General features: G+C 72.6%; 15 protein-coding genes. 11 read left to right on the forward strand and 4 right to left on the reverse strand.

Going from position 1 to position 19204, the window contains the following annotated elements; translation table 11 throughout:
- Nucleotides 1–12 precede the first annotated feature (12 nt).
- Together OG867_RS24485 and OG867_RS24490 are read left to right on the forward strand one after the other, a co-directional pair.
- Nucleotides 13–771 (forward strand): methyltransferase, encoded by a 759-nt coding sequence (locus OG867_RS24485; protein WP_328899768.1) that lies wholly within the window; start codon nucleotides 13–15, stop codon nucleotides 769–771.
- A gap of 281 nt (nucleotides 772–1052) precedes the next feature.
- Nucleotides 1053–1451, forward strand: coding sequence for a DUF3040 domain-containing protein (locus tag OG867_RS24490; RefSeq protein WP_328899767.1), 399 nt, complete (start codon nucleotides 1053–1055; stop codon nucleotides 1449–1451).
- A gap of 91 nt (nucleotides 1452–1542) precedes the next feature.
- On the opposite strand, the gene OG867_RS24495 is transcribed toward OG867_RS24490, so the two are convergent.
- The 4 genes from OG867_RS24495 to OG867_RS24510 all read right to left on the reverse strand — a co-directional run bounded on the left by OG867_RS24495 (nucleotide 1543) and on the right by OG867_RS24510 (nucleotide 7174).
- Entirely contained in the window at nucleotides 1543–3954 is a 2412-nt protein-coding gene (locus OG867_RS24495) for a DUF3488 and DUF4129 domain-containing transglutaminase family protein (protein WP_406288485.1), read from the reverse strand.
- A 10-nt stretch (nucleotides 3955–3964) separates the two neighbouring features.
- Nucleotides 3965–5335, reverse strand: coding sequence for a DUF58 domain-containing protein (locus OG867_RS24500; protein WP_406288487.1), 1371 nt, complete (start codon nucleotides 5333–5335; stop codon nucleotides 3965–3967).
- Complete coding sequence (locus OG867_RS24505) at nucleotides 5335–6384, reverse strand: MoxR family ATPase (protein WP_328899764.1); 1050 nt, start codon at nucleotides 6382–6384, stop codon at nucleotides 5335–5337. Before OG867_RS24505 ends, OG867_RS24500 begins: the two co-directional genes overlap by 1 nt.
- A 259-nt stretch (nucleotides 6385–6643) precedes the next feature.
- The gene (locus tag OG867_RS24510; RefSeq protein ID WP_406288490.1) at nucleotides 6644–7174 is read right to left on the reverse strand and encodes a beta-class carbonic anhydrase; all 531 of its coding nucleotides are present in this window, start codon (nucleotides 7172–7174) and stop codon (nucleotides 6644–6646) included.
- A gap of 377 nt (nucleotides 7175–7551) precedes the next feature.
- Here OG867_RS24510 and rsmH point away from each other — a divergent pair, with 377 nt between their 5' ends.
- The 9 genes from rsmH (at nucleotide 7552) to murG (ending at nucleotide 19181) form a co-directional block, all read left to right on the forward strand.
- The gene (gene rsmH, locus OG867_RS24515) at nucleotides 7552–8517 is read left to right on the forward strand and encodes a 16S rRNA (cytosine(1402)-N(4))-methyltransferase RsmH (RefSeq protein WP_406288493.1); all 966 of its coding nucleotides are present in this window, start codon (nucleotides 7552–7554) and stop codon (nucleotides 8515–8517) included.
- Between the two features lie 94 nt (nucleotides 8518–8611).
- Nucleotides 8612–9079, forward strand: a complete 468-nt coding sequence (locus tag OG867_RS24520) for a cell division protein FtsL (RefSeq protein ID WP_328904292.1) — start codon at nucleotides 8612–8614, stop codon at nucleotides 9077–9079.
- A 4-nt stretch (nucleotides 9080–9083) separates the two neighbouring features.
- Nucleotides 9084–11057, forward strand: a complete 1974-nt coding sequence (locus OG867_RS24525) for a peptidoglycan D,D-transpeptidase FtsI family protein (protein ID WP_406288496.1) — start codon at nucleotides 9084–9086, stop codon at nucleotides 11055–11057.
- A gap of 17 nt (nucleotides 11058–11074) precedes the next feature.
- A complete protein-coding gene (locus tag OG867_RS24530) occupies nucleotides 11075–12793 on the forward strand; it encodes a UDP-N-acetylmuramoyl-L-alanyl-D-glutamate--2,6-diaminopimelate ligase (protein ID WP_328899760.1) in 1719 nt (572 codons plus the stop codon).
- Nucleotides 12794–12797: 4 nt separating this feature from the next.
- On the forward strand, nucleotides 12798–14204 hold the full coding sequence (murF, locus tag OG867_RS24535; RefSeq protein ID WP_328899759.1) for a UDP-N-acetylmuramoyl-tripeptide--D-alanyl-D-alanine ligase: 1407 nt from the start codon (nucleotides 12798–12800) through the stop codon (nucleotides 14202–14204).
- Entirely contained in the window at nucleotides 14201–15271 is a 1071-nt protein-coding gene (mraY, locus tag OG867_RS24540) for a phospho-N-acetylmuramoyl-pentapeptide-transferase (RefSeq protein WP_328899758.1), read from the forward strand. Before murF ends, mraY begins: the two co-directional genes overlap by 4 nt.
- Nucleotides 15268–16695: a UDP-N-acetylmuramoyl-L-alanine--D-glutamate ligase gene (gene murD / locus OG867_RS24545; RefSeq protein WP_328904291.1), complete on the forward strand. Its 1428-nt coding sequence runs from the start codon at nucleotides 15268–15270 to the stop codon at nucleotides 16693–16695. Before mraY ends, murD begins: the two co-directional genes overlap by 4 nt.
- Nucleotides 16696–16745: 50 nt before the next feature.
- Nucleotides 16746–18080, forward strand: a complete 1335-nt coding sequence (gene ftsW, locus OG867_RS24550; protein WP_406288499.1) for a putative lipid II flippase FtsW — start codon at nucleotides 16746–16748, stop codon at nucleotides 18078–18080.
- 6 nt (nucleotides 18081–18086) lie between these two features.
- Complete coding sequence (gene murG, locus OG867_RS24555) at nucleotides 18087–19181, forward strand: undecaprenyldiphospho-muramoylpentapeptide beta-N-acetylglucosaminyltransferase (protein WP_328899756.1); 1095 nt, start codon at nucleotides 18087–18089, stop codon at nucleotides 19179–19181.
- Nucleotides 19182–19204 lie beyond the last annotated feature (23 nt).

A 19204-nucleotide genomic window follows, 5' to 3' on the forward strand; every position in this document is an offset into this window, starting at 1 on the left:
GAGTCAACTGCCGTGTCCGACCCGCTGCGCCCCCGTGCCTCCCTCCGTACCGCCGTGGTCTGGGAGGTCCTGAAGGACGCCCTCGACCGACGGGTCAAGGTGACCGGCCGGGACGCCCTGGACGTGCTGGACACCGGCGGCGGCACGGGCAACTTCGCGGTGCCCGCCGCCCGGCTCGGCCACCGGGTCACCGTGGTCGACCCCAGCCCCAACGCGCTCTTCGCGCTGGAGCGCCGGGCCGCCGAGGCCGGGGTCGCCGACCGGGTGCACGGGGTGCAGGGCGACATCCTCGGCCTGTTCGACGTGGTCGAGCGCGGGGGCTACGACGCGGTGCTCTGCCACGGCGTCCTGGAGTACGTGGACGACCCCGCAGAGGGCGTACGGCACGCGGTGGAGGCCCTCCGTCCGGCCGGCGCGCTGAGTCTGCTCGCCGCCGGGCTCGGCGGAGCCGTCCTGGCCCGCGCGCTGGCCGGCCACTTCAACGAGGCGCGGCACGCGCTGGGCGACCCGGAGGGCCGGTGGGGCGACGGGGACCCGATGCCCCGGCGGTACACGGCCGAGCAGCTGGCCGAGCTGGTCACCGCCGCCGACGTCGAGGTGGGCGCCGTGCACGGGGTCCGGGTCTTCGCCGACCTCGTGCCCGGGGTCCTGGTGGACACCGAGCCGGGCGCGATGGAGGCTCTGCTCCGGCTGGAGGCCGCCGCAGCCGAACTGCCCGCGTTCCACTCCGTGGCCACCCAACTGCACGTCCTGGGCACCAAGCGGGGCTGAACCCCCGGAGGGGTACCGGCGGGAGCGCGGCTGATCAGCGACGCAGCGGCAGACGGAGTACGCACCGACCGCCCCGTTCGGCGCTCCGGCCCCGTATGATCGGGGGACACCATCCGGCATGACGGATCGGAGGTTGGGGAATCAACTCAACAACCGAGCCGTCGTGGCGGCCCGGACTGGCTGTTTGGCAATGAGGGCGGGTTTCACCGGGGCGATTCCCTGCCTATCCTGGAAGGGCCGCATACCGGCCGCCCCCCGCGGCCGACGACGAGGAGGACTCCGTGCCGCTCTCGGAGCACGAGCAGCGAATGCTCGAGCAAATGGAGCGAGCGCTGTACGCCGAAGATCCCAAGTTCGCGACAGCGCTCGAGGGAAGTGGGCTGCGTACGTACACCCGGCGACGGGTCTACCAGGCGATCGCTGGCTTTCTGGTGGGTATCGCGCTCCTCATGGCCGGAATGGTCGCTCAGCAGATCTGGATCAGCGTGGTGGGCTTCCTCGTCATGCTGGGCTGCGCGGTGCTCGCGGTCACGGGATGGCGCAAGGCGCCCAAGCCGGGCGAACAGCAGTCGGTGCGCAGCGGTGGTGCGGGAGACCGCAGGCAGTCCCGCCAGCGCCGGTCCGTGATGAACCGGATCGAACAGCGGTGGCAGCGCCGCCGCGACGAGCAGGGACAGTAGGCACAGAACACTTCAGTTGAAGGGGCGGCCGCGATCACGCGGCCGCCCCTTCACGCGTGCGGGCGCCTCGGGCGCCCGCACGGTGGCCCCCTCAGCCCTCCTGGCGGGACGGGCGCCGGCTCCACGCCGGGCGGGGGAAGCGGAAGCGGGCGGACAGGGACGCCCGGCGCCTGGAGAGGGCCCAGGCCACCCGTACGGACGAGCGGGGGGCAAGGAGCGCGCGGAGACGGGCCGGGCGGCCGGCCGACAGGCCCAGACCGGTCCGTACCGCCCGCGCGTCCTCAGCGAGGCCCGACGCCGGCTGCGGCTCGCGGGCGTAGAGCGCCTGCTCCACCGCTCCCGCGACCCGGTGCACCGCGTCCGCCGCCTCCGTGTCCAGCCGGCCCAGACGCACCAGCCGCTCGGCGGCCCGGCGCGGGGTCAGCGCCTCGTCCGGGGGAATGCCGTGGTCCCACGCCGTGTCGGTGACCTCGCGCCACGCCGCCAGCGTCCGCGCGGTCGCGTCGGCGGGGGTGCGGCCGCCCGAGGAACCCAGGCGGCGGGCCCGCGCCCGCCGCCGCCAGAACATCGGCAGCAGGGGCAGCACCAGGACGAGCACCACCGCGGCGGCCACGCCCAGCACGGTGCCCGTCGGCGTCCCCGGGTCCGTCGGCGCGGCCGCACCGGGCGCCGCCGACTGCCCGCACTCGCCCTGCTTGCGCAGCTGGGCCGGGCAGCTCTCCGACGCGGACGGCGTGGCCGCGACCGGCGCCGAGGCGTCCGCCTCCGGCTGCGCCGGGTCCGCCGTGTCACCGGTCGGCGCGTCGGGCAGGGTGTACGACGGGACGGAGCCCCGCGTCGGCGTCGGCTCGAAGCGCGTCCAGCCGATCCCCTCGAAGTACAGCTCGGGCCAGGCGTGCGCGTCGCGCAGACCGACCGAGTACGAACCGTCCGCCTGCGCGCTGCCCGGCGTGAAGCCCACCGCGACCCGGGCCGGGATGCCCAGCGTCCGGGCCATCGCCGCCATCGTGAACGAGAAGTGGACGCAGAAGCCCTGCTTGTCCTTCAGGAAGCGGGCGATGGCCGCGCTGCCCGTACCGGAGTCGACCGAGGTGTCGTACCTGAACCCGCCGTCGGTCGAGAAGTAGTCCTGGAGCTTCACCGCCCGCTCGTAGGAGTTGGCGGCCCCCTTCGTGACCTCGTCGGCCGTCCGCGCGACGACCTTCGGCAGCGAATCGGGCACCTGCGTGTACTCGCGCAGGAGGTCCGGCGGCACCGCGCCCGCGTGGGCGAGCTGGTCGGACGTCGGCTGCACGTCGAGGCTGGTCACCGTGTACTGCGCGCCGCCGGTGGTCTCCCCGTCGTCACCGACGAGGGTGCGCCCCTCCGGCTCGAAGCGCCACCGGCCGCCCACCCGCACCTCGGACGCCGGGTAGGGCAGCGGCAGATACGTCTGCTTGTAGGACGCCGAAGCCGAGACGGTCGACCTGATCTCCGTGACCGCGACGGACGAGGAGAGACCGGCCGGGGCCGGCAGCCGCTTCGGCACGTCCTGGAGCCCGCGCGTCGAGGCACGCCACTCGTTCCCGTTGAACTGGTCCAGGGCCAGGATGCGCAGATAGAAGTCGCTCGGACTGCTCGCGCTGGTGCGGTACGACATGACCTGCCGGTTATCCGGCTGGTTGAGGTTGTCCTGGAGCGAGACCAGCGGGTTCACCGCGGAGATCGTGCCGCCTCCGCGCCCCTTGCCGCCCCCGCCGCCCGTACCGCCCAGCAGCCCGCCGTCGAGCGCGGGCAGCGCCGCCGGCACCACCAGCGCGATCCCGAGGGCCACCGCCCCGATCCGGCGCCCCGTACGCACCGGGGCGAGCGCCCGGCCGCCCCCCGTGGTGTCGAGCCCGGCGGACGAAGAGCCCCGGGGCCGCGCGGCCCCCGCGAAGACCCGGCCCCACTGGGAGAGCCGGTCGCGCCCCTCGGCCAGCAGGAGCAGCAGATAACCGCAGGCGGCCAGGAGGAACCACAGCCAGCCCGCGCTGCCCTCCGCCAGCCCGGCGGCCACCGAATACAGCGCCAGCAGAGGCAGCCCGGCGGGCGCGGCGCCGCGGAACGTGACCGCCAGCGTGTCCACCAGCAGCCCGACCAGCAGGACACCGCCCACCAGCATCAGCCGGATGCCCGGGGTCGCCGGCGCCGGGATCGCGTACTGCCCGACGTCCTCCCCGCCGGTGGTCAGCAGGTCCACGAGCTGCCGCACGGCCTGCGGTCCGGGTAGCACGCCCGCCACCGCCTGCTCCCGGGCGAACGCCACGGTCAGCAGCACCACCATGACCAGCGCCTGGGCGGCGGCCGTCAGCAGCCGGGGCAACGGCACCCGGCGGCCCAGCACCCCCACCCCGCACTGCACGGCCAGCAGGAAAGCCGCCTGCACGATCCAGCTCACCGGGTCCACCAGCGGCAGCATCGAACAGGACGCCATCAGCGTCGCCGCGAAGGCGGCCAGCGCCAGCCTGCCCCGACCGCTCATGACCGCCCCCTCATGACCAACTCCCGAATCCCGCCGGACCGGCCGCTCCGCCGGACCCGGCCACCGCACCGTGCCGGCCCGCCAGCTGCCACAGCTCGGCCAGCCGTGCGCCGGGCTCCACCGGCACCACCGTCCACCCCGCCTCGCGCAGCAGCCGCAGTCGATGTTCCGCCGCCTCTCGGGTGGCGGGCGACTCGCCGTTCACCCAGGCGGCGCTGTCCAGGACGAAGGCCACGGCCCCGCCGCTGCGCTGCCGCATCCGGGCGGCCATCCCCGTCTGCTCCTCGTCCAGATCGCCCAGGAAGGCGATCAGCAGTCCCTCGCCGCCCCCGCGCAGCACGTCGTGGGCGCGGGAGAGGCCCCCGCCGTCGGAGTGCCCGATCTCCGCGAGGGTGTCCATCATCAGCCCCGCCGCGTCCGCGGTGGCCTGGGTGGCGCCGGCGAAACCGCCCTCGCCCTCGCCCGGCACCGCGTTCCCCGCGTCCGTCAGCAACCGGACCGCGAAGCCGCGCTCCAGCATGTGCACCAGCGCGGACGCCGCCCCGGAGACGGCCCACTCGAACGCGGAGTCCGGCCCCGCCCCCCGGTAGGCGGTCCGGCGGGTGTCCAGCAGAACCGTGCACCGGGCGCGCTGCGGCTGCTCCTCGCGGCGCACCATCAGCTCCCCGTAGCGCGCGGTGGAGCGCCAGTGGACCCGGCGCAGATCGTCCCCGTAGCGGTAACCGCGCGGGATCACGTCGTCGTCACCGGCCAGCGCCAGGGACCGCTGGCGGCCCTCGCCGTATCCGGAGGACTCACCGGCCAGCGGCACGGGCGGCAGCGGTTCGGTGCGGGGGACCACGACCAGGGTGTCGTGGGCGCTGAACGAGCGGGTCAGCTCGCACATGCCGAAGGGGTCGCTCAGCCGCAGTTGCAGCGGGCCGAGCGGATAGCGCCCGCGCAGGTCGGACCGGACCCGGTAGGACACCTCGCGGCGCCCGCCCGCCTCCACCCGGTCCAGCACGAACCGGGGCCGCGGCCCGAGCACGTACGGCACCCGGTCCTGGAGCATCAGCAGACCCGTGGGCAGCCGCGAGACGTTGTCCATGCGCAGGTGAACGCGGGCCTCGGAGCCCGCCGGGACGCGCGAGGGGGCGAGCCTGCGGGTGCCCGTGACCCGGTAGCGGGTCCGGTGGAGCACCGTCACCGACACCAGCGGCAGCACGGCGAGCAGCAGCCCGACCCGCAGCAGGTCGCCCTGGCCCAGCACATAGGCGCAGACCGCCGCCGCGATCCCGGCCGCGAGAAAGGACCGGCCACGGGTCGTCAGGCCGCCGAACGCGGCCCGCAGCCCGCCCTTGTCGTCGCCGCCGTCCATCGCGACGGGCCCCGACGCGGCCATCACGGACGCCGCGCGCCGGGCTGCTGCCCTCCGCCGTACGCCGGGCCCGCCGGATACGCGGGGGCGGGGGCACCGGACCCGCCGGAGGCCGTGGGCACCGGGGTCTGCTGAAGGATCTCCAGCACCACCTGCTCGGCGGTGCGGCGGTTGAGCTGGGCCTGCGCGGTGGGCAGCAGCCGGTGGGCGAGCACCGCGCAGGCCAGGGCCTGCACGTCGTCCGGCAGGCAGTAGTCCCGGCCGGTCAGCGCGGCGGACGCCTTGGCGGCGCGCAGCAGGTGCAGCGTGGCGCGCGGCGAGGCGCCGAGCCGGAGGTCGGGGTGGACGCGGGTGGCCGCGACGAGCTGGACCGCGTATCTGCGGACGGCCTCGGCGACGTGGACCGCGCGGACCGCCTCGATCAGCTTCACGATGTCGTGCGCGTGTGCCACGGGCTGGAGGTCGTCCAGCGGCGAGACGCCGCCGTGCACGTCGAGCATCCGGAGCTCGGCCTCCGCGCTGGGATAGCCGATCGACACCCGGGCCATGAACCGGTCGCGCTGGGCCTCGGGCAGCGGATACGTGCCCTCCATCTCCACCGGGTTCTGCGTCGCCACGACCATGAAGGGGTCGGGCAGCTCGTAGCTGTGCCCGTCGATGGTGACCTGGCGCTCCTCCATCGACTCCAGGAGCGCGGACTGGGTCTTCGGGGAGGCGCGGTTGATCTCGTCGCCGATCACGACCTGCGCGAAGATCGCGCCGGGCTTGAACTCGAAGTCCCGGCGCTGCTGGTCGTAGATCGACACACCGGTGATGTCCGAGGGCAGCAGGTCGGGCGTGAATTGGATGCGCCGCACCGAGCAGTCGACGGACCGGGCCAGCGCCTTGGCCAGCATGGTCTTGCCCACACCCGGGACGTCCTCGATCAGGAGGTGCCCCTCCGCGAGCAGCACGGTCAGCGAGAGCCGCACGACCTCGGGCTTGCCCTCGATCACGGCCTCCATCGACCTGCGCACCCGATCCACGGTGGTGGTCAGATCTGTGAGGCTCGCTCGATCGTCATAGGTCGTCACCCCGGCCCTCCTCGGCCCCGCCCCACGCTCACCAGGAGCAAGGGGATTCCCCAGTCACGGGCCGGCGCCCTCGTACGGCCCGGCCCACCCCGAATTGCCGACACCGCGCCGGACGGGGTCCGGCGGGGTGTCACTCACGCATTCTTGTTGCCGTTACCGCTTCGTGTCACTCGCCTGTGGACAACCGGGGGCGATATGTCGGATTGGGTGAGGATTTCGTCACCGGAAGGTGGTGGTCCGGGACCACTCGGGCCTTCGGTCAGGAGACGGGCAGGACCTCACGCAGCTTGCCGGTGGTCACGTCGAAGACAAAACCGCGCACGTCGTCGGTGTGCTTGAGGAACGGCGAGGTGCGGGCCCGCTGCATCGACTGCCGCACGTCCTGGTCGGCGTCGGTGTACGCCTCGACGGCCCAGGACGGCCGCTGGCCGACCTCGTGCTCCAGCTCCTGGCGGAAGTCCTCCGTGATCGACTCCATGCCGCAGCCCGTGTGGTGGATCAGGACGATGCTGCGGGTGCCCAGGGCCCGCTGACTGATCGCCAGCGACCGGATGACGTCGTCGGTGACCACACCGCCCGCGTTGCGGATGGTGTGGCAGTCGCCCAGTGCGAGGCCGAGGGCCTTGTGCAGGTCGAGACGGGCGTCCATGCAGGCGACCACGGCGACCTGGAGCACCGGCTTGGCGTCCATGCCGGGGTCCTTGAAATCTGCTGCGTAACGGCCGTTCGCCTCGACCAGGCGGTCGGTGACGGTGGGGGTGGAGGCGGGGGAGTGCGCGGAAGTCGACATGCTCAAGACGTTAGCCCTCACCACCGGCCCCCGGGCGAGAGGGAAGCGGACAAAAAACGTCAACAGTGCTTGTTGTGAGGTAATCCACAAGCCCGCCTCCGGCCACCCGTGCGGGTGAACGCGCGACGGCCGACGCGCTGTCGGGTTGATTGATCGGGAATCGATCGAGTGGCAGGGTGGACTAAAGTGACGGGAAGTTACCGACACCCTGCACATTTCGAACTTTTACCCGTGTGCGCGGCGTACGTACGGCCCGGCCCTCTCCCGCTCGCCGGTCGGCTGACGCCCCTTCCCCGGCGTCGGCGGACCTCCCCTTCGCGAGCGGGCGGGGACCAGGCCGTACGTCCCGCCACCGGGAGCTGAGCCTGAGAGGGCGCATGAGCCAGACCCGACACGTCCCGGTGATGCTCCAGCGATGCCTGGACCTGTTGGCACCGGCTCTGGAGGCCCCGGGCCCGCAACCCCCCGTGGTGGTCGACTGCACCCTCGGCCTCGGCGGCCACAGCGAGGCGCTGCTTTCCGCCTTCCCCACCGCCCGGCTGATCGCCCTCGACCGGGACAAGGAGGCCCTGCGCCTCTCCGGCGAGCGGCTCGCCCCCTACGGCGACCGCGCGACCCTGGTGCACGCCGTCTACGACGAACTGCCCGAGGTGCTCGACCGGCTCGGCATCCCCAAGGTGCAGGGCATCCTGTTCGACCTCGGCGTCTCCTCGATGCAGCTGGACGAGTCCGACCGGGGCTTCGCCTACGCCCGCGACGCACCGCTCGACATGCGCATGGACCAGACGACCGGCGTCAGCGCCGCCGAGGTCCTCAACACCTACCCGCCGGGCGAACTGGTGCGCATCCTGCGCGCGTACGGCGAGGAGAAGCAGGCCAAGCGCATCGTCTCCGCCGTCGTGCGCGAGCGCGAGAAGGAGCCCTTCACCAACAGCGCCCGGCTGGTCGAACTCATCCGCGAGGCCCTGCCGCAGGCCGCCATGCGCACCGGGGGCAACCCCGCCAAGCGCACCTTCCAGGCCCTGCGCATCGAGGTCAACGGAGAGCTCACCGTCCTGGAGCGGGCCATTCCGGCCGCCGTCGCCGCCCTCGCCGTCGGCGGGCGCATCGCGGTCCTCTCGTACCAGTCCCTGGAGGACCGGCTCGTGAAGCAGGTCCTCGCGGCGGGCGCCGCCAACACCGCCCCGCACGGCCTGCCCGTCGTCCCCGAGCGCTACCAGCCCCGGCTGAAGCTCCTCACCCGGGGCGCCGAACTCCCCACCGAGGAGGAGGTCGCGGAGAACCGCCGCGCCGCCCCCGCCCGGCTGCGCGGCGCCCAGCGCATCCGCGAGGACGAGCGGTGAGCCGGCGGACGGCCGCGCGCGCCGGGGACGGAGCGGCGCGGTGAGCAAACCGGCCGGGCAGTCGAAGGGACGCGTCGCACGGCTCACCCGGCTGATGCCCGCCGGGCCGAGCACCGCGGCCCGGACCCCGTTCGTCCTGCTGGTCGTGGTGCTCCTCGGCGGCGGCCTGATCACGCTGCTGCTGCTCAACTCCGCGCTCAACGAGGGCTCCTTCGAACTGAGCGAGCTGAAGAAGCGGACCACCGAACTCACCGACGAGCAGCAGGCCCTCCAGCGCGACGTCGACGCCTCCTTCGAGCCCGACGCCCTGGCCCGCCGCGCCCGTGAGCTGGGCATGGCCCCCGGAGGCAGCCCCGCCTTCCTCGACCCCGACGGCAAGGTCCGGGGCGTCCCGTCCAAGGCCGCTCCGGCCCCGGTCGTCGCGCCCCCGCCGAGCACGCCGACCCCCACGCCGACACCCACCCCCACCGGAACGGCCGCCGTCACCCCGGCGCCCGGGCCCACCGGGCCCACGCCCTCCGGCACACCGGCAGCCCAGCCCTCCACGAGCCCCGGCAGGTGACGCAGTGCCCCCCAAGGAACCGCCGCGCCGCCGGGTACCCGGCCCTGCGCGTCCCCGTAACGCCGCTGCTGCGTCCGGCCGCCCCCGCCCCCAGCAGCGGCGGCGGTCCCCGTCCGCCGCTCAGCGCGCCCGCTCCCGGCGGCCGCTGCGGCTGGGCAGCCCGCGCCCCCGGCTGCGGCTGGTCAGCCTCGCCCTGACGCTCGTCATGATCGCGTTCGTCGTACGGCTCCTCCAGGTCCAGGCCGTCGACGCGCACGCGTACGCCGCGAAGGCCGAGACCAACCGCTACCTGAGCTACACGGTCGCCGCGGAGCGCGGTGAGATCACCGACCGCAGCGGCATCGCGCTGGCCACCAGCGTGGACGCGTACGACATCACGGCCGACCCCAAGATGTTCACGCCGGCCGACAGCAAGGCACCCGACGCCCCCCAGCAGGCCGCCGCCCTGCTCGCGCCGATCCTCGACGTCGACGCGGACGGACTGGTCGGGAAACTCTCCAAGCCGAAGAGCCGGTACGCGGTCCTGGCGCGCAGGCAGACCCCGCAGGTCTGGAAGCAGATCAAGGACCTCAAGTCCGCCTTCGCCGAGAAGGCCGCCAAGGACAAGGCGGCCGGCGGGCCCGGCGCCAACGTGCTGGCGGGCGTCTTCCAGGAGGGCACCACCAAGCGGGTCTACCCCAACGGCACCCTGGCCGCCGGGATACTGGGTTACGTCAACGCCGAGGGCAAGGGCGCCGGCGGCCTCGAATCCCAGCTCGACAAGGAGCTCGCGGGCGAGGACGGCACCATCAAGTACGCCCAGTCCGGCGGCCGCAGGGTGCCCACGGCGGGCACCAAGGAGGTCCCCGCGGTCCCCGGCTCCGACATCGAGCTGACCATCGACCGCGACATCCAGTGGGCCGCCCAGAAGGCCATCTCGGAACAGGTGACGGAGTCCAAGGCCGACCGCGGCTACGTCATCGTGCAGAACACCCGCACCGGCGAGGTCCTCGCCATGGCCAACGCCCCCGGCTTCGACCCCAACGACCTCTCCCAGGCCGACGCCGCCTCGCTCGGCAACGCGGCCCTCCAGGACGTCTACGAGCCCGGCTCCACCAGCAAGGTGATGTCCATGGCCGCCGTCCTCGAAGAAGGCGCCGCCACGCCCCTCACACACGTCACGGTCCCCAACCGGCTGCACCGGGGCGACCGCCTCTTCAAGGACGACATCGACCACGCCACCTGGCAGCTGACGCTCAACGGTGTGCTCGCCAAGTCCAGCAACATCGGCACCATCATGGCCACCGGCCAACTGGGCAGGACACAGTCTCAGGCGAACAAGGTGCTGTACTCCTATCTGAGGAAATTCGGCATCGGATCGCCCACCGGGCTCGACTACCCCGGCGAGACGCCCGGCCTCCTCGCCAAGCCGCAGGACTGGTCCACCTCGCAGCAGTACACGATCCCGTTCGGCCAGGGCCTCTCCCTCAACGCGATGCAGGCCGCCTCGATCTACTCGACCGTCGCCAACGGAGGCGTACGGATCCAGCCGACGCTCGTACGCGGCACCAAGGGTCCGGACGGCCGCTTCACCCCGGCCGAGGCGCCCGAACAGACGCGCGTGGTCAGCGAGAAGACCGCGAAGACGCTCGCCACCATGCTCGAATCGGTGGTCGCCGACCAGGAGGGCACCGGCACCAAGGCCCAGATCCCCGGCTACCGGGTCGCGGGCAAGACCGGCACCGCCAACCGCGTCGACCCCGTGCGCGGCGGCTACCACGGCTACACCGCCTCCTTCGCCGGGTTCGCGCCCGCCGACGACCCCCAGGTCACCGTCTACTGCGCGATCCAGAACCCCACCAAGGGCAGCCACTTCGGCGGCCAGACCTGCGGGCCCATCTACAAACAGGTCATGGAATTCGCCCTCAAGACGCTCCAGACACCCCCGTCCGGCCACGCGCCGGCCAAGCTGCCGGTGTTCTTCGGAACCGGCGAGTGAACGCGCGGAGACCACCAGTGACAACCATCACCCCCGACCCCGGGAACCGGAACGAGGACGTCCGATCCGCGGGCCCCTCACTTCGCGAGAGGCCGGGTGAGCCCGGTACGCTCACCGCCGTGCCCCACGCCGAACAGCCCCGAACGACCCAGAAGGACGCGCCTGTGAACTACCCGGGAGCGCCTCGCCCGGACCGCCTGCGGCCCACCTCCCTGGTCACGCTGGCAGAGCGGCTGGGACTGGAACCGCCGGGCACCGGCGACATCACCGGCATCACCCACGACTCCCGGGCGGTGCGCCCCGGAGACCTGTACGCGGCCCTGCCGGGCGCCCGCCTGCACGGCGCCGACTTCGCCACCCAGGCGGCCGGTCTCGGCGCCGCGGCCATCCTCACCGACCCCTCCGGCGCCGACCGCGCCCGGGCCACCGGCGTGCCGGTCCTGGTCACCGAGGACCCGCGCGGCCGGATGGGCGAACTCGCCGCCGAGATCTACGGCCACCCCGGCACCGGCCTCCTCCAGGTCGGCATCACCGGCACCTCCGGCAAGACCACCACCGCCTACCTGGTCGAGGGCGGCTTCCGCGGCGCCGGACGCACCTCCGGGCTCATCGGCACCGTGGAGATGCGGATCGGCGACGAGCGCATCAAGTCCGAGCGCACCACGCCCGAAGCCACCGATCTCCAGGCACTGTTCGCCGTCATGCGCGAACGCGGCGCCGACGCCGTCACCATGGAGGTCTCCAGCCACGCGCTGGTCCTCGGCCGGGTCGACGGCTGCGTCTTCGACGTCGCCGTCTTCAACAACCTCAGCCCGGAGCACATGGAGTTCCACTCCGGCATGGAGGACTACTTCCAGGCCAAGGCCCGGCTGTTCACCCCGCGCCGCAGCAAACGGGGCGTCGTCAACTACGACGACGAGTACGGCCGACGGCTCGTCACCGAGGCGACGGTGCCCATCACGACCTTCTCCGCCGAGGGTCACCCGGACGCCGACTGGCGCGCCGAGGACGTCGTCGTCGGCCAGCTCGGCTCCACCTTCACCGTCGTCGGGCCGAACGGCGAGCGGGCCACCGCCAAGGCCCCGCTGCCCGGCCCGTTCAACGTCGCCAACACCCTGGCCGCGATCGTGGCCCTCGCCGTCGCCGGCATCGACCCGCAGACCGCGGCGGACGGCATCGCGACCGTGCCCGGGGTGCCCGGCCGGCTGGAGCGGATCGACGCCGGACAGCCCTACCTCGCCCTGGTCGACTACGCGCACAAGACCGACGCCGTGGAATCCGTGCTGCGGTCCCTGCGCAAGGTCACCAAGGGCCGGCTGCACATCGTCCTCGGCTGCGGCGGCGACCGCGACACCACCAAGCGCGCCCCGATGGGCGCGGCGGCGGCCCGGCTCGCCGACACCGCCGTACTGACCTCCGACAACCCCCGCTCCGAGGACCCTCTCGGCATCCTCGCGGCCATGCTCGCGGGCGCCGCCGAGGTGCCCGTCCACGAGCGCGGCGACGTCCTGGTCGACGCCGACCGCGCCGCGGCCGTCGCCGCCGCGGTGGCCCGGGCCGAGCCCGGCGACACCGTGCTCGTCGCCGGCAAGGGCCACGAGCAGGGCCAGGACGTCCACGGTGTCGTCCGCCCCTTCGACGACCGGGTCGTCCTGCGCGAGGCCATCGAGCGCTCCCTGGAGCACGAAGGCGCCGGACCCCGTGCCTCCCACCACGAGAACAACAGTCAGGGATGACCAAGTGATCGCCCTTTCCCTCGCCGAGATCGCCGAAATCGTCGGCGGGCAGACGCACGACATACCGGATCCGTCGGCAACCGTCAGCGGGCCCGTCGTCATCGACTCCCGCAAGGTGACCCCCGGCAGCCTCTTCGTCGCCTTCGCCGGCGAACGGGCCGACGGCCACGACTACGCCGAGCGCGCCGTCGCGGCGGGCGCGGCCCTCGTCCTGGCCACCCGCCCCGTCGGCGTGCCCGCGATCGTCGTGGACGACGTCGTGGCCGCCCTCGGCGCGCTCTCCCGCGCCGTCGTCGGCCGCCTCGGCGCCACCGTCGTCGCCCTCACCGGCTCCGCGGGCAAGACCTCCACCAAGGACCTCATCGCCCAACTCCTGGAGCGCAAGGGGCCCACCGTCTACCCGGAGGGCAACCTCAACAACGAGATCGGCCTGCCGCTCACCGCGCTGCGCGCCACCGACGAGACCAGGCACCTGGTCCTCGAAATGGGCGCCCGCTACATCGGGGACATCCGCTACCTCACCGGACTCGTCCCGCCGCGCATCGGCCTCGTCCTCAACGTCGGCAGCGCGCACATCGGTGAGTTCGGCGGCAAGGAGCAAATCGCCCAGGCCAAGGGCGAGATGGTCGAGTCGCTCCCCGAGGACGGCATCGCCGTGCTCAACGCCGACGACCCTCTCGTACGCGCCATGTCCTCCCGTACCAAGGCCCGCGTCGTCCTCTTCGGCGAGGGCGCGGATGCGGACGTACGGGGCGAAGACGTCCACCTCACCGACGACGGACGCCCCGCGTTCCGCCTCCACACACCCACCGGGTGCAGCGAGGTGACCATGCGCCTGTACGGTGAGCACCACGTGTCGAACGCGCTCGCCGCGGCCGCCGTCGCCCATGAGCTGGGCCTGTCCGCAGACGAGATCGCCGAAGGGCTCTCCGAGGCGGGCACCCTCTCCCGCTGGCGCATGGAGGTCACCGAGCGTCCGGACGGCGTGACGTTCGTCAATGACGCCTACAACGCCAACCCCGAATCCATGAAGGCAGCGCTCCGCGCGCTGGCCGCCATGGGGAAGGGGCGTCGTACGTGGGCGGTGCTCGGCCTGATGGCCGAGCTCGGCGACGCCTCGCTCGCCGAGCACGACGCGGTCGGACGGCTCGCCGTCCGGCTCAACGTCAGCAAGCTCGTCGCGGTCGGGGGCAGAGAAGCCTCCTGGCTGCAACTGGGCGCATACAACGAGGGTTCGTGGGGTGAGGAGTCGGTGCACGTGTCCGACGCACAGGCTGCCGTCGACCTGTTGCGCAGGGAACTGCGCCCGGGAGACGTGGTGCTGGTGAAGGCGTCCCGGTCGGTCGGCCTTGAGCAGGTCGTCACAGCACTGCTGGAGAACGCGACCGAGGGCGAGGTCGCGGGCCGATGAGGCAGATCCTCTTCGCTGGAGCCATCGGGCTCTTCCTGACCCTGGTCGGCACGCCGCTGCTGATCAAGCTCCTGGCCCGCAAGGGATACGGGCAGTTCATCCGCGACGACGGCCCGCGTTCCCACGGGTCCAAGAAGGGCACGCCCACGATGGGCGGCATCGCCTTCATCCTGGCGACGCTCATCGCGTACGTCCTGGCGAAGGTGATCACCGGCGAGGAGATGCGCTTCTCCGGTGTGCTGGTCCTCTTCCTGATGGCCGGCATGGGACTCGTCGGTTTCCTCGACGACTACATCAAGATCGTCAAGCAGCGCTCGCTCGGTCTGCGCGCCAAGGCGAAGATGGCCGGCCAGCTGATAGTCGGGATCGCCTTCGCGGTGCTCTCGCTCCAGTTCGCCGACGCCCGCGGCAACACCCCGGCGTCCGACAAGCTCTCGTTCGTCGAGGACTTCGGCTGGTCGATCGGCCCGGTGCTCTTCGTCCTCTGGGCGCTGTTCATGATCCTCGCCATGTCCAACGGCGTGAACCTGACGGACGGTCTGGACGGCCTGGCCACCGGCGCGTCGGTGATGGTCTTCGGCGCCTACACCTTCATCGGGCTCTGGCAGTTCCAGGAGTCCTGCGCCAACGCCACCACCCTCACGAACCCGAGCGCCTGTTTCGAAGTGCGCGACCCCCTCGACCTCGCGGTCGTGGCCTCCGCGCTGATGGGCTCCTGCTTCGGCTTCCTGTGGTGGAACACCTCGCCGGCCAAGATCTTCATGGGGGACACCGGCTCGCTCGCCCTCGGCGGCGCGCTCGCCGGCCTGGCGATCTGCTCCCGCACCGAATTCCTGATGGCGATCCTCGGCGGCCTCTTCGTGATGATCACGATGTCCGTCGTCATCCAGGTCGGCTCGTTCAAGATGACCGGCAAGCGCGTCTTCCGCATGGCCCCGCTCCAGCACCACTTCGAACTCAAGGGGTGGTCCGAAGTCCTTGTCGTGGTCCGCTTCTGGATCATCCAGGGCATGTGCGTGATCGTCGGACTCGGCCTCTTCTACGCAGGATGGGCAGCCAAGAAGTGAGCAACGTGGACTGGCAGGGCAAGCACGTCACGGTCGCCGGGCTCGGGGTCTCCGGAATCCCGGCGGCCCGGGTCCTGCACGGTCTCGGCGCCGTCGTCACCGTGGTCAACGACGGCGACGACGAGCGCTCCCGCGCCCAGGCCGCCGAGCTGGAGGCGCAGGGCATCGCCGTGCGCCTCGGCGACGGCGACACCCTGCCCCCGTCCACCGGACTCGTCGTCACCGCCCCCGGCTGGAAGCCCGGCAAGCCGCTGTTCGCCGCGGCCGCCGAAGCGGGCGTCCCGGTCTGGGGCGACGTCGAGCTCGCCTGGCGGCTGCGCGGCCAGGACGGCCGGGAGCCGGCACCCTGGCTCGCGGTCACCGGCACCAACGGCAAGACCACGACCGTACGGATGCTCGCCTCCATCCTGGAGGCCGCCGGGCTGCGCACCGCCGCCGTCGGCAACATCGGCGTCTCCCTGCTGGACGCCGTCCTGGGCGAGGAGACGTACGACGTGCTCGCCGTCGAACTCTCCAGCTACCAGCTGCACTGGGCGCCCTCGCTGCGCGCCCACTCCGCCGCCGTGCTCAACCTGGCCCCCGACCACCTGGACTGGCACGGCTCCATGGAGGCGTACGCCGCCGACAAGGGCCGGGTCTACGAGGGCAACCGCGTCGCCTGCGTCTACAACGCGGCCGACCCGGCCACCGAGGACCTGGTGCGCGAGGCGGACGTCGAGGAGGGCTGCCGCGCCATCGGCTTCACCCTCGGTACCCCGGGGCCCTCGCAGCTCGGTGTGGTGGACGGCATCCTGGTCGACCGGGCGTTCGTGCAGAACCGCCAGAAGCAGGCCCAGGAGCTGGCCGAGGTCGGCGACGTCAACCCGCCGGCCCCGCACAACATCGCCAACGCCCTGGCCGCCGCGGCGCTGGCCCGCGCCTTCGGCGTCGAACCCGGCGCCGTCCGCGACGGGCTGCGGAACTTCCGCCCCGACCCGCACCGCATCGAGCACGTCGCGGACGTGGCCGGGGTCGCGTACGTGGACGACTCCAAGGCCACCAACACGCACGCGGCCGAAGCCTCGCTCGCCGCCTACGACTCCATCGTCTGGATCGCCGGCGGCCTGGCCAAGGGTGCCACCTTCGACGAGCTGGTGACCGGCTGTGCCAAGCGGCTGCGGGGCGTCGTGCTCATGGGCGCCGACCGCGCCCTGATCCGCGAAGCCCTCGCGCGACACGCCCCCGAGGTACCCGTGGTCGACCTCGACCGGACCGACACTGGGGCGATGTCCGAGGCGGTCCGCGAGGCCGCGCGGCTCGCCCGGCCGGGTGACACCGTACTGATGGCCCCGGCCTGCGCCTCCATGGACATGTTCGTCAACTACAACAAGCGGGGCGAGGCATTCGCGGACGCCGTCCGCGCACGCGCCGCCGAGAGCGTCTGACGGGCCCGGCCGCCGCGCCCCGGGCACGAGCAGGGGGAGGGGACAGGGACATGCCGGCCGAAGAGAGCGTGCGGGTCAGGCCCGCGGCCAAGGCCCGGCGGCCCGCGGCGGTGCGGGCCCGGAGCACCGGCGGCCCCCGCAGCCCGCGCGGCGGCGGGGTACGGCGACTGTACGAGCGGGCACGGCGGGCCTGGGACCGGCCGCTGACGGCGTACTACGTGATCCTGGGCGCCGGACTGCTGATCACCGTGCTCGGCCTGGTGATGGTCTACTCCGCCTCGATGATCAAGGCGCTGGAGCTCGGCAAACCCGGCACCTACTTCTTCCGCAAGCAGTTCCTGGCCGCCGTGATCGGGGCCGGGCTGATGGCGGCCGCCGCCCGGATGCCGGTGAGGCTGCACCGCGCGCTGTCCTACCCGCTGCTCATGGGCGCCGTCTTCCTGATGGCCCTGGTCCAGGTGCCGGGGATAGGGATGTCGGTCAACGGCAACCGCAACTGGCTCTATCTGGGCGGGCCCTTCCAGCTCCAGCCCAGCGAGTTCGGCAAGCTGGCGCTCGTGCTGTGGGGGGCCGACCTGCTCGCCCGTAAACAGGACAAGCGGTTGCTGACCCAGTGGAAGCACATGCTGGTGCCGCTGGTACCGGTCGCCTTCATGCTGCTCGGGCTCATCATGCTCGGCGGCGACATGGGCACTGCGATCATTCTCACGGCCATCCTGTTCGGCCTGCTCTGGCTGGCCGGGGCACCCACCCGGCTGTTCGCCGGAGTGCTCGCCACCGCCGGGCTCATCGGCTTCCTGCTGATCAAGACCAGCCCCAACCGCATGTCCAGGCTGGACTGCATGGGGGCCAGCGAGCCGGGGCCGGGAGGCTCCTGCTGGCAGGCCGTGCACGGCATCTATGCTCTGGCATCGGGCGGATGGTTCGGTTCCGGCCTCGGCGCGAGTGTGGAAAAATGGGGCCAACTTCCCGAACCGCACACCGACTTCATCTTCGCCATCACCGGGGAGGAACTGGGGCTGGCGGGGACGCTGTCGGTGCTCGCCCTCTTCGCGGCTCTAGGCTATGCGGGTATCCGCGTGGCCGGACGCACGGAGGACCCCTTCGTGAGGTACGCAGCGGGAGGTGTGACCACCTGGATCACGGCGCAGGCCGTGATCAACATCGGTGCGGTGCTCGGCCTGCTGCCGATCGCCGGTGTCCCGCTCCCGCTGTTCTCCTACGGGGGGTCGGCCCTGCTGCCGACCATGTTCGCCGTCGGGCTGCTGATCGCGTTCGCGCGGGACGAGCCCGCCGCGAAGGCGGCCCTGGCCGTGCGGAGGCCCGGGGTGAGATGGAAGACGATGAGACGGCGCGTCAAGAAGCGGCCGTCCGGAGAGCGGTGAAATTCGGTGCATGTCGTACTCGCCGGCGGGGGGACCGCCGGCCACATCGAGCCCGCGCTCGCCCTCGCGGACGCCCTGCGCAGGCAGGACCCGAGCGTGGGGATCACCGCTCTCGGCACGGAGCGCGGACTCGAAACCAGACTCGTACCCGAGCGGGGGTACGAACTGGCGCTGATCCCGGCCGTGCCGCTGCCGCGCAAGCCCACCCCTGAACTCATCACCGTCCCGGGCCGGCTGCGCGGCACCATCAAGGCCGCCGAGCAGATCCTGGAACGCACCAGGGCCGACTGCGTGGTCGGCTTCGGCGGTTACGTGGCCCTCCCGGGCTATCTCGCCGCCAAGCGCGCGGGCGTCCCGATCGTGGTCCACGAGGCCAACGCCCGCCCCGGCCTGGCCAACAAGATCGGCTCGCGGTACGCGCACGGCGTCGCCGTCTCCACGCCCGACAGCAAGCTGCGCGGCGCCCGCTACATCGGCATCCCGCTCCGCCGCACCATCGCCACCCTCGACCGGGCCCGCGTCCGCCCCGAGGCGCGCGCGGCGTTCGGCCTCGACCCCAACCTGCCGACGCTGCTGGTCTCCGGTGGCTCGCAGGGCGCCCGCCACCTCAACGAGGTGGTGCAGCGCGTCGCTCCGCTGCTCCAGCGCTCCGGCATCCAGATCCTGCACGTGGTCGGCCCGAAGAACGAATTGCCGCGCGTGGACAACATGCCCGGGATGCCCCCCTACATCCCGGTACCGTACGTGGACCGGATGGATCTCGCGTACGCCGCGGCCGACATGATGCTCTGCCGCGCGGGCGCGATGACCGTCGCCGAACTCTCCGCCGTCGGACTGCCCGCCGCCTACGTCCCGTTGCCCATCGGCAACGGCGAACAGCGGCTCAACGCCCAGCCGGTGGTCAACGCCGGCGGCGGTGTGCTGGTGGACGATGCCGCGCTCACTCCCGAGTGGGTGCAGGGCAACGTCCTCCCGGTGCTGTCTGATCCGCACCGATTGTATGAAATGTCTCGGGCCGCCGCCGAGTTCGGCCGCCGGGACGCCGACGATCTGCTGGTCGGCATGGTGTACGAGGCGATTGCCGCACGCCGTAACGCGTGAGGCCGACGGGTCCGGGGGCGGTG

The organism is Streptomyces sp. NBC_00209 (assembly GCF_045206345.1).
Taxonomy (GTDB): Bacteria; Actinomycetota; Actinomycetes; order Streptomycetales; family Streptomycetaceae; genus Streptomyces.

What these genes read in the sequence shown, in the direction of transcription:
- OG867_RS24495 (WP_406288485.1), bottom strand. Translation starts at nt 3,954, where the DNA reads ATGAGCGGTCGGGGCAGGCTGGCGCTGGCCGCCTTCGCGGCGACGCTG.
- OG867_RS24500 (WP_406288487.1), bottom strand. Translation starts at nt 5,335, where the DNA reads ATGGCCGCGTCGGGGCCCGTCGCGATGGACGGCGGCGACGACAAGGGC.
- OG867_RS24510 (WP_406288490.1), bottom strand. Translation starts at nt 7,174, where the DNA reads ATGTCGACTTCCGCGCACTCCCCCGCCTCCACCCCCACCGTCACCGAC.
- rsmH (WP_406288493.1), top strand. Translation starts at nt 7,552, where the DNA reads ATGAGCCAGACCCGACACGTCCCGGTGATGCTCCAGCGATGCCTGGAC.
- OG867_RS24520 (WP_328904292.1), top strand. Translation starts at nt 8,612, where the DNA reads ATGCCCGCCGGGCCGAGCACCGCGGCCCGGACCCCGTTCGTCCTGCTG.
- mraY (WP_328899758.1), top strand. Translation starts at nt 14,201, where the DNA reads ATGAGGCAGATCCTCTTCGCTGGAGCCATCGGGCTCTTCCTGACCCTG.
- ftsW (WP_406288499.1), top strand. Translation starts at nt 16,746, where the DNA reads ATGCCGGCCGAAGAGAGCGTGCGGGTCAGGCCCGCGGCCAAGGCCCGG.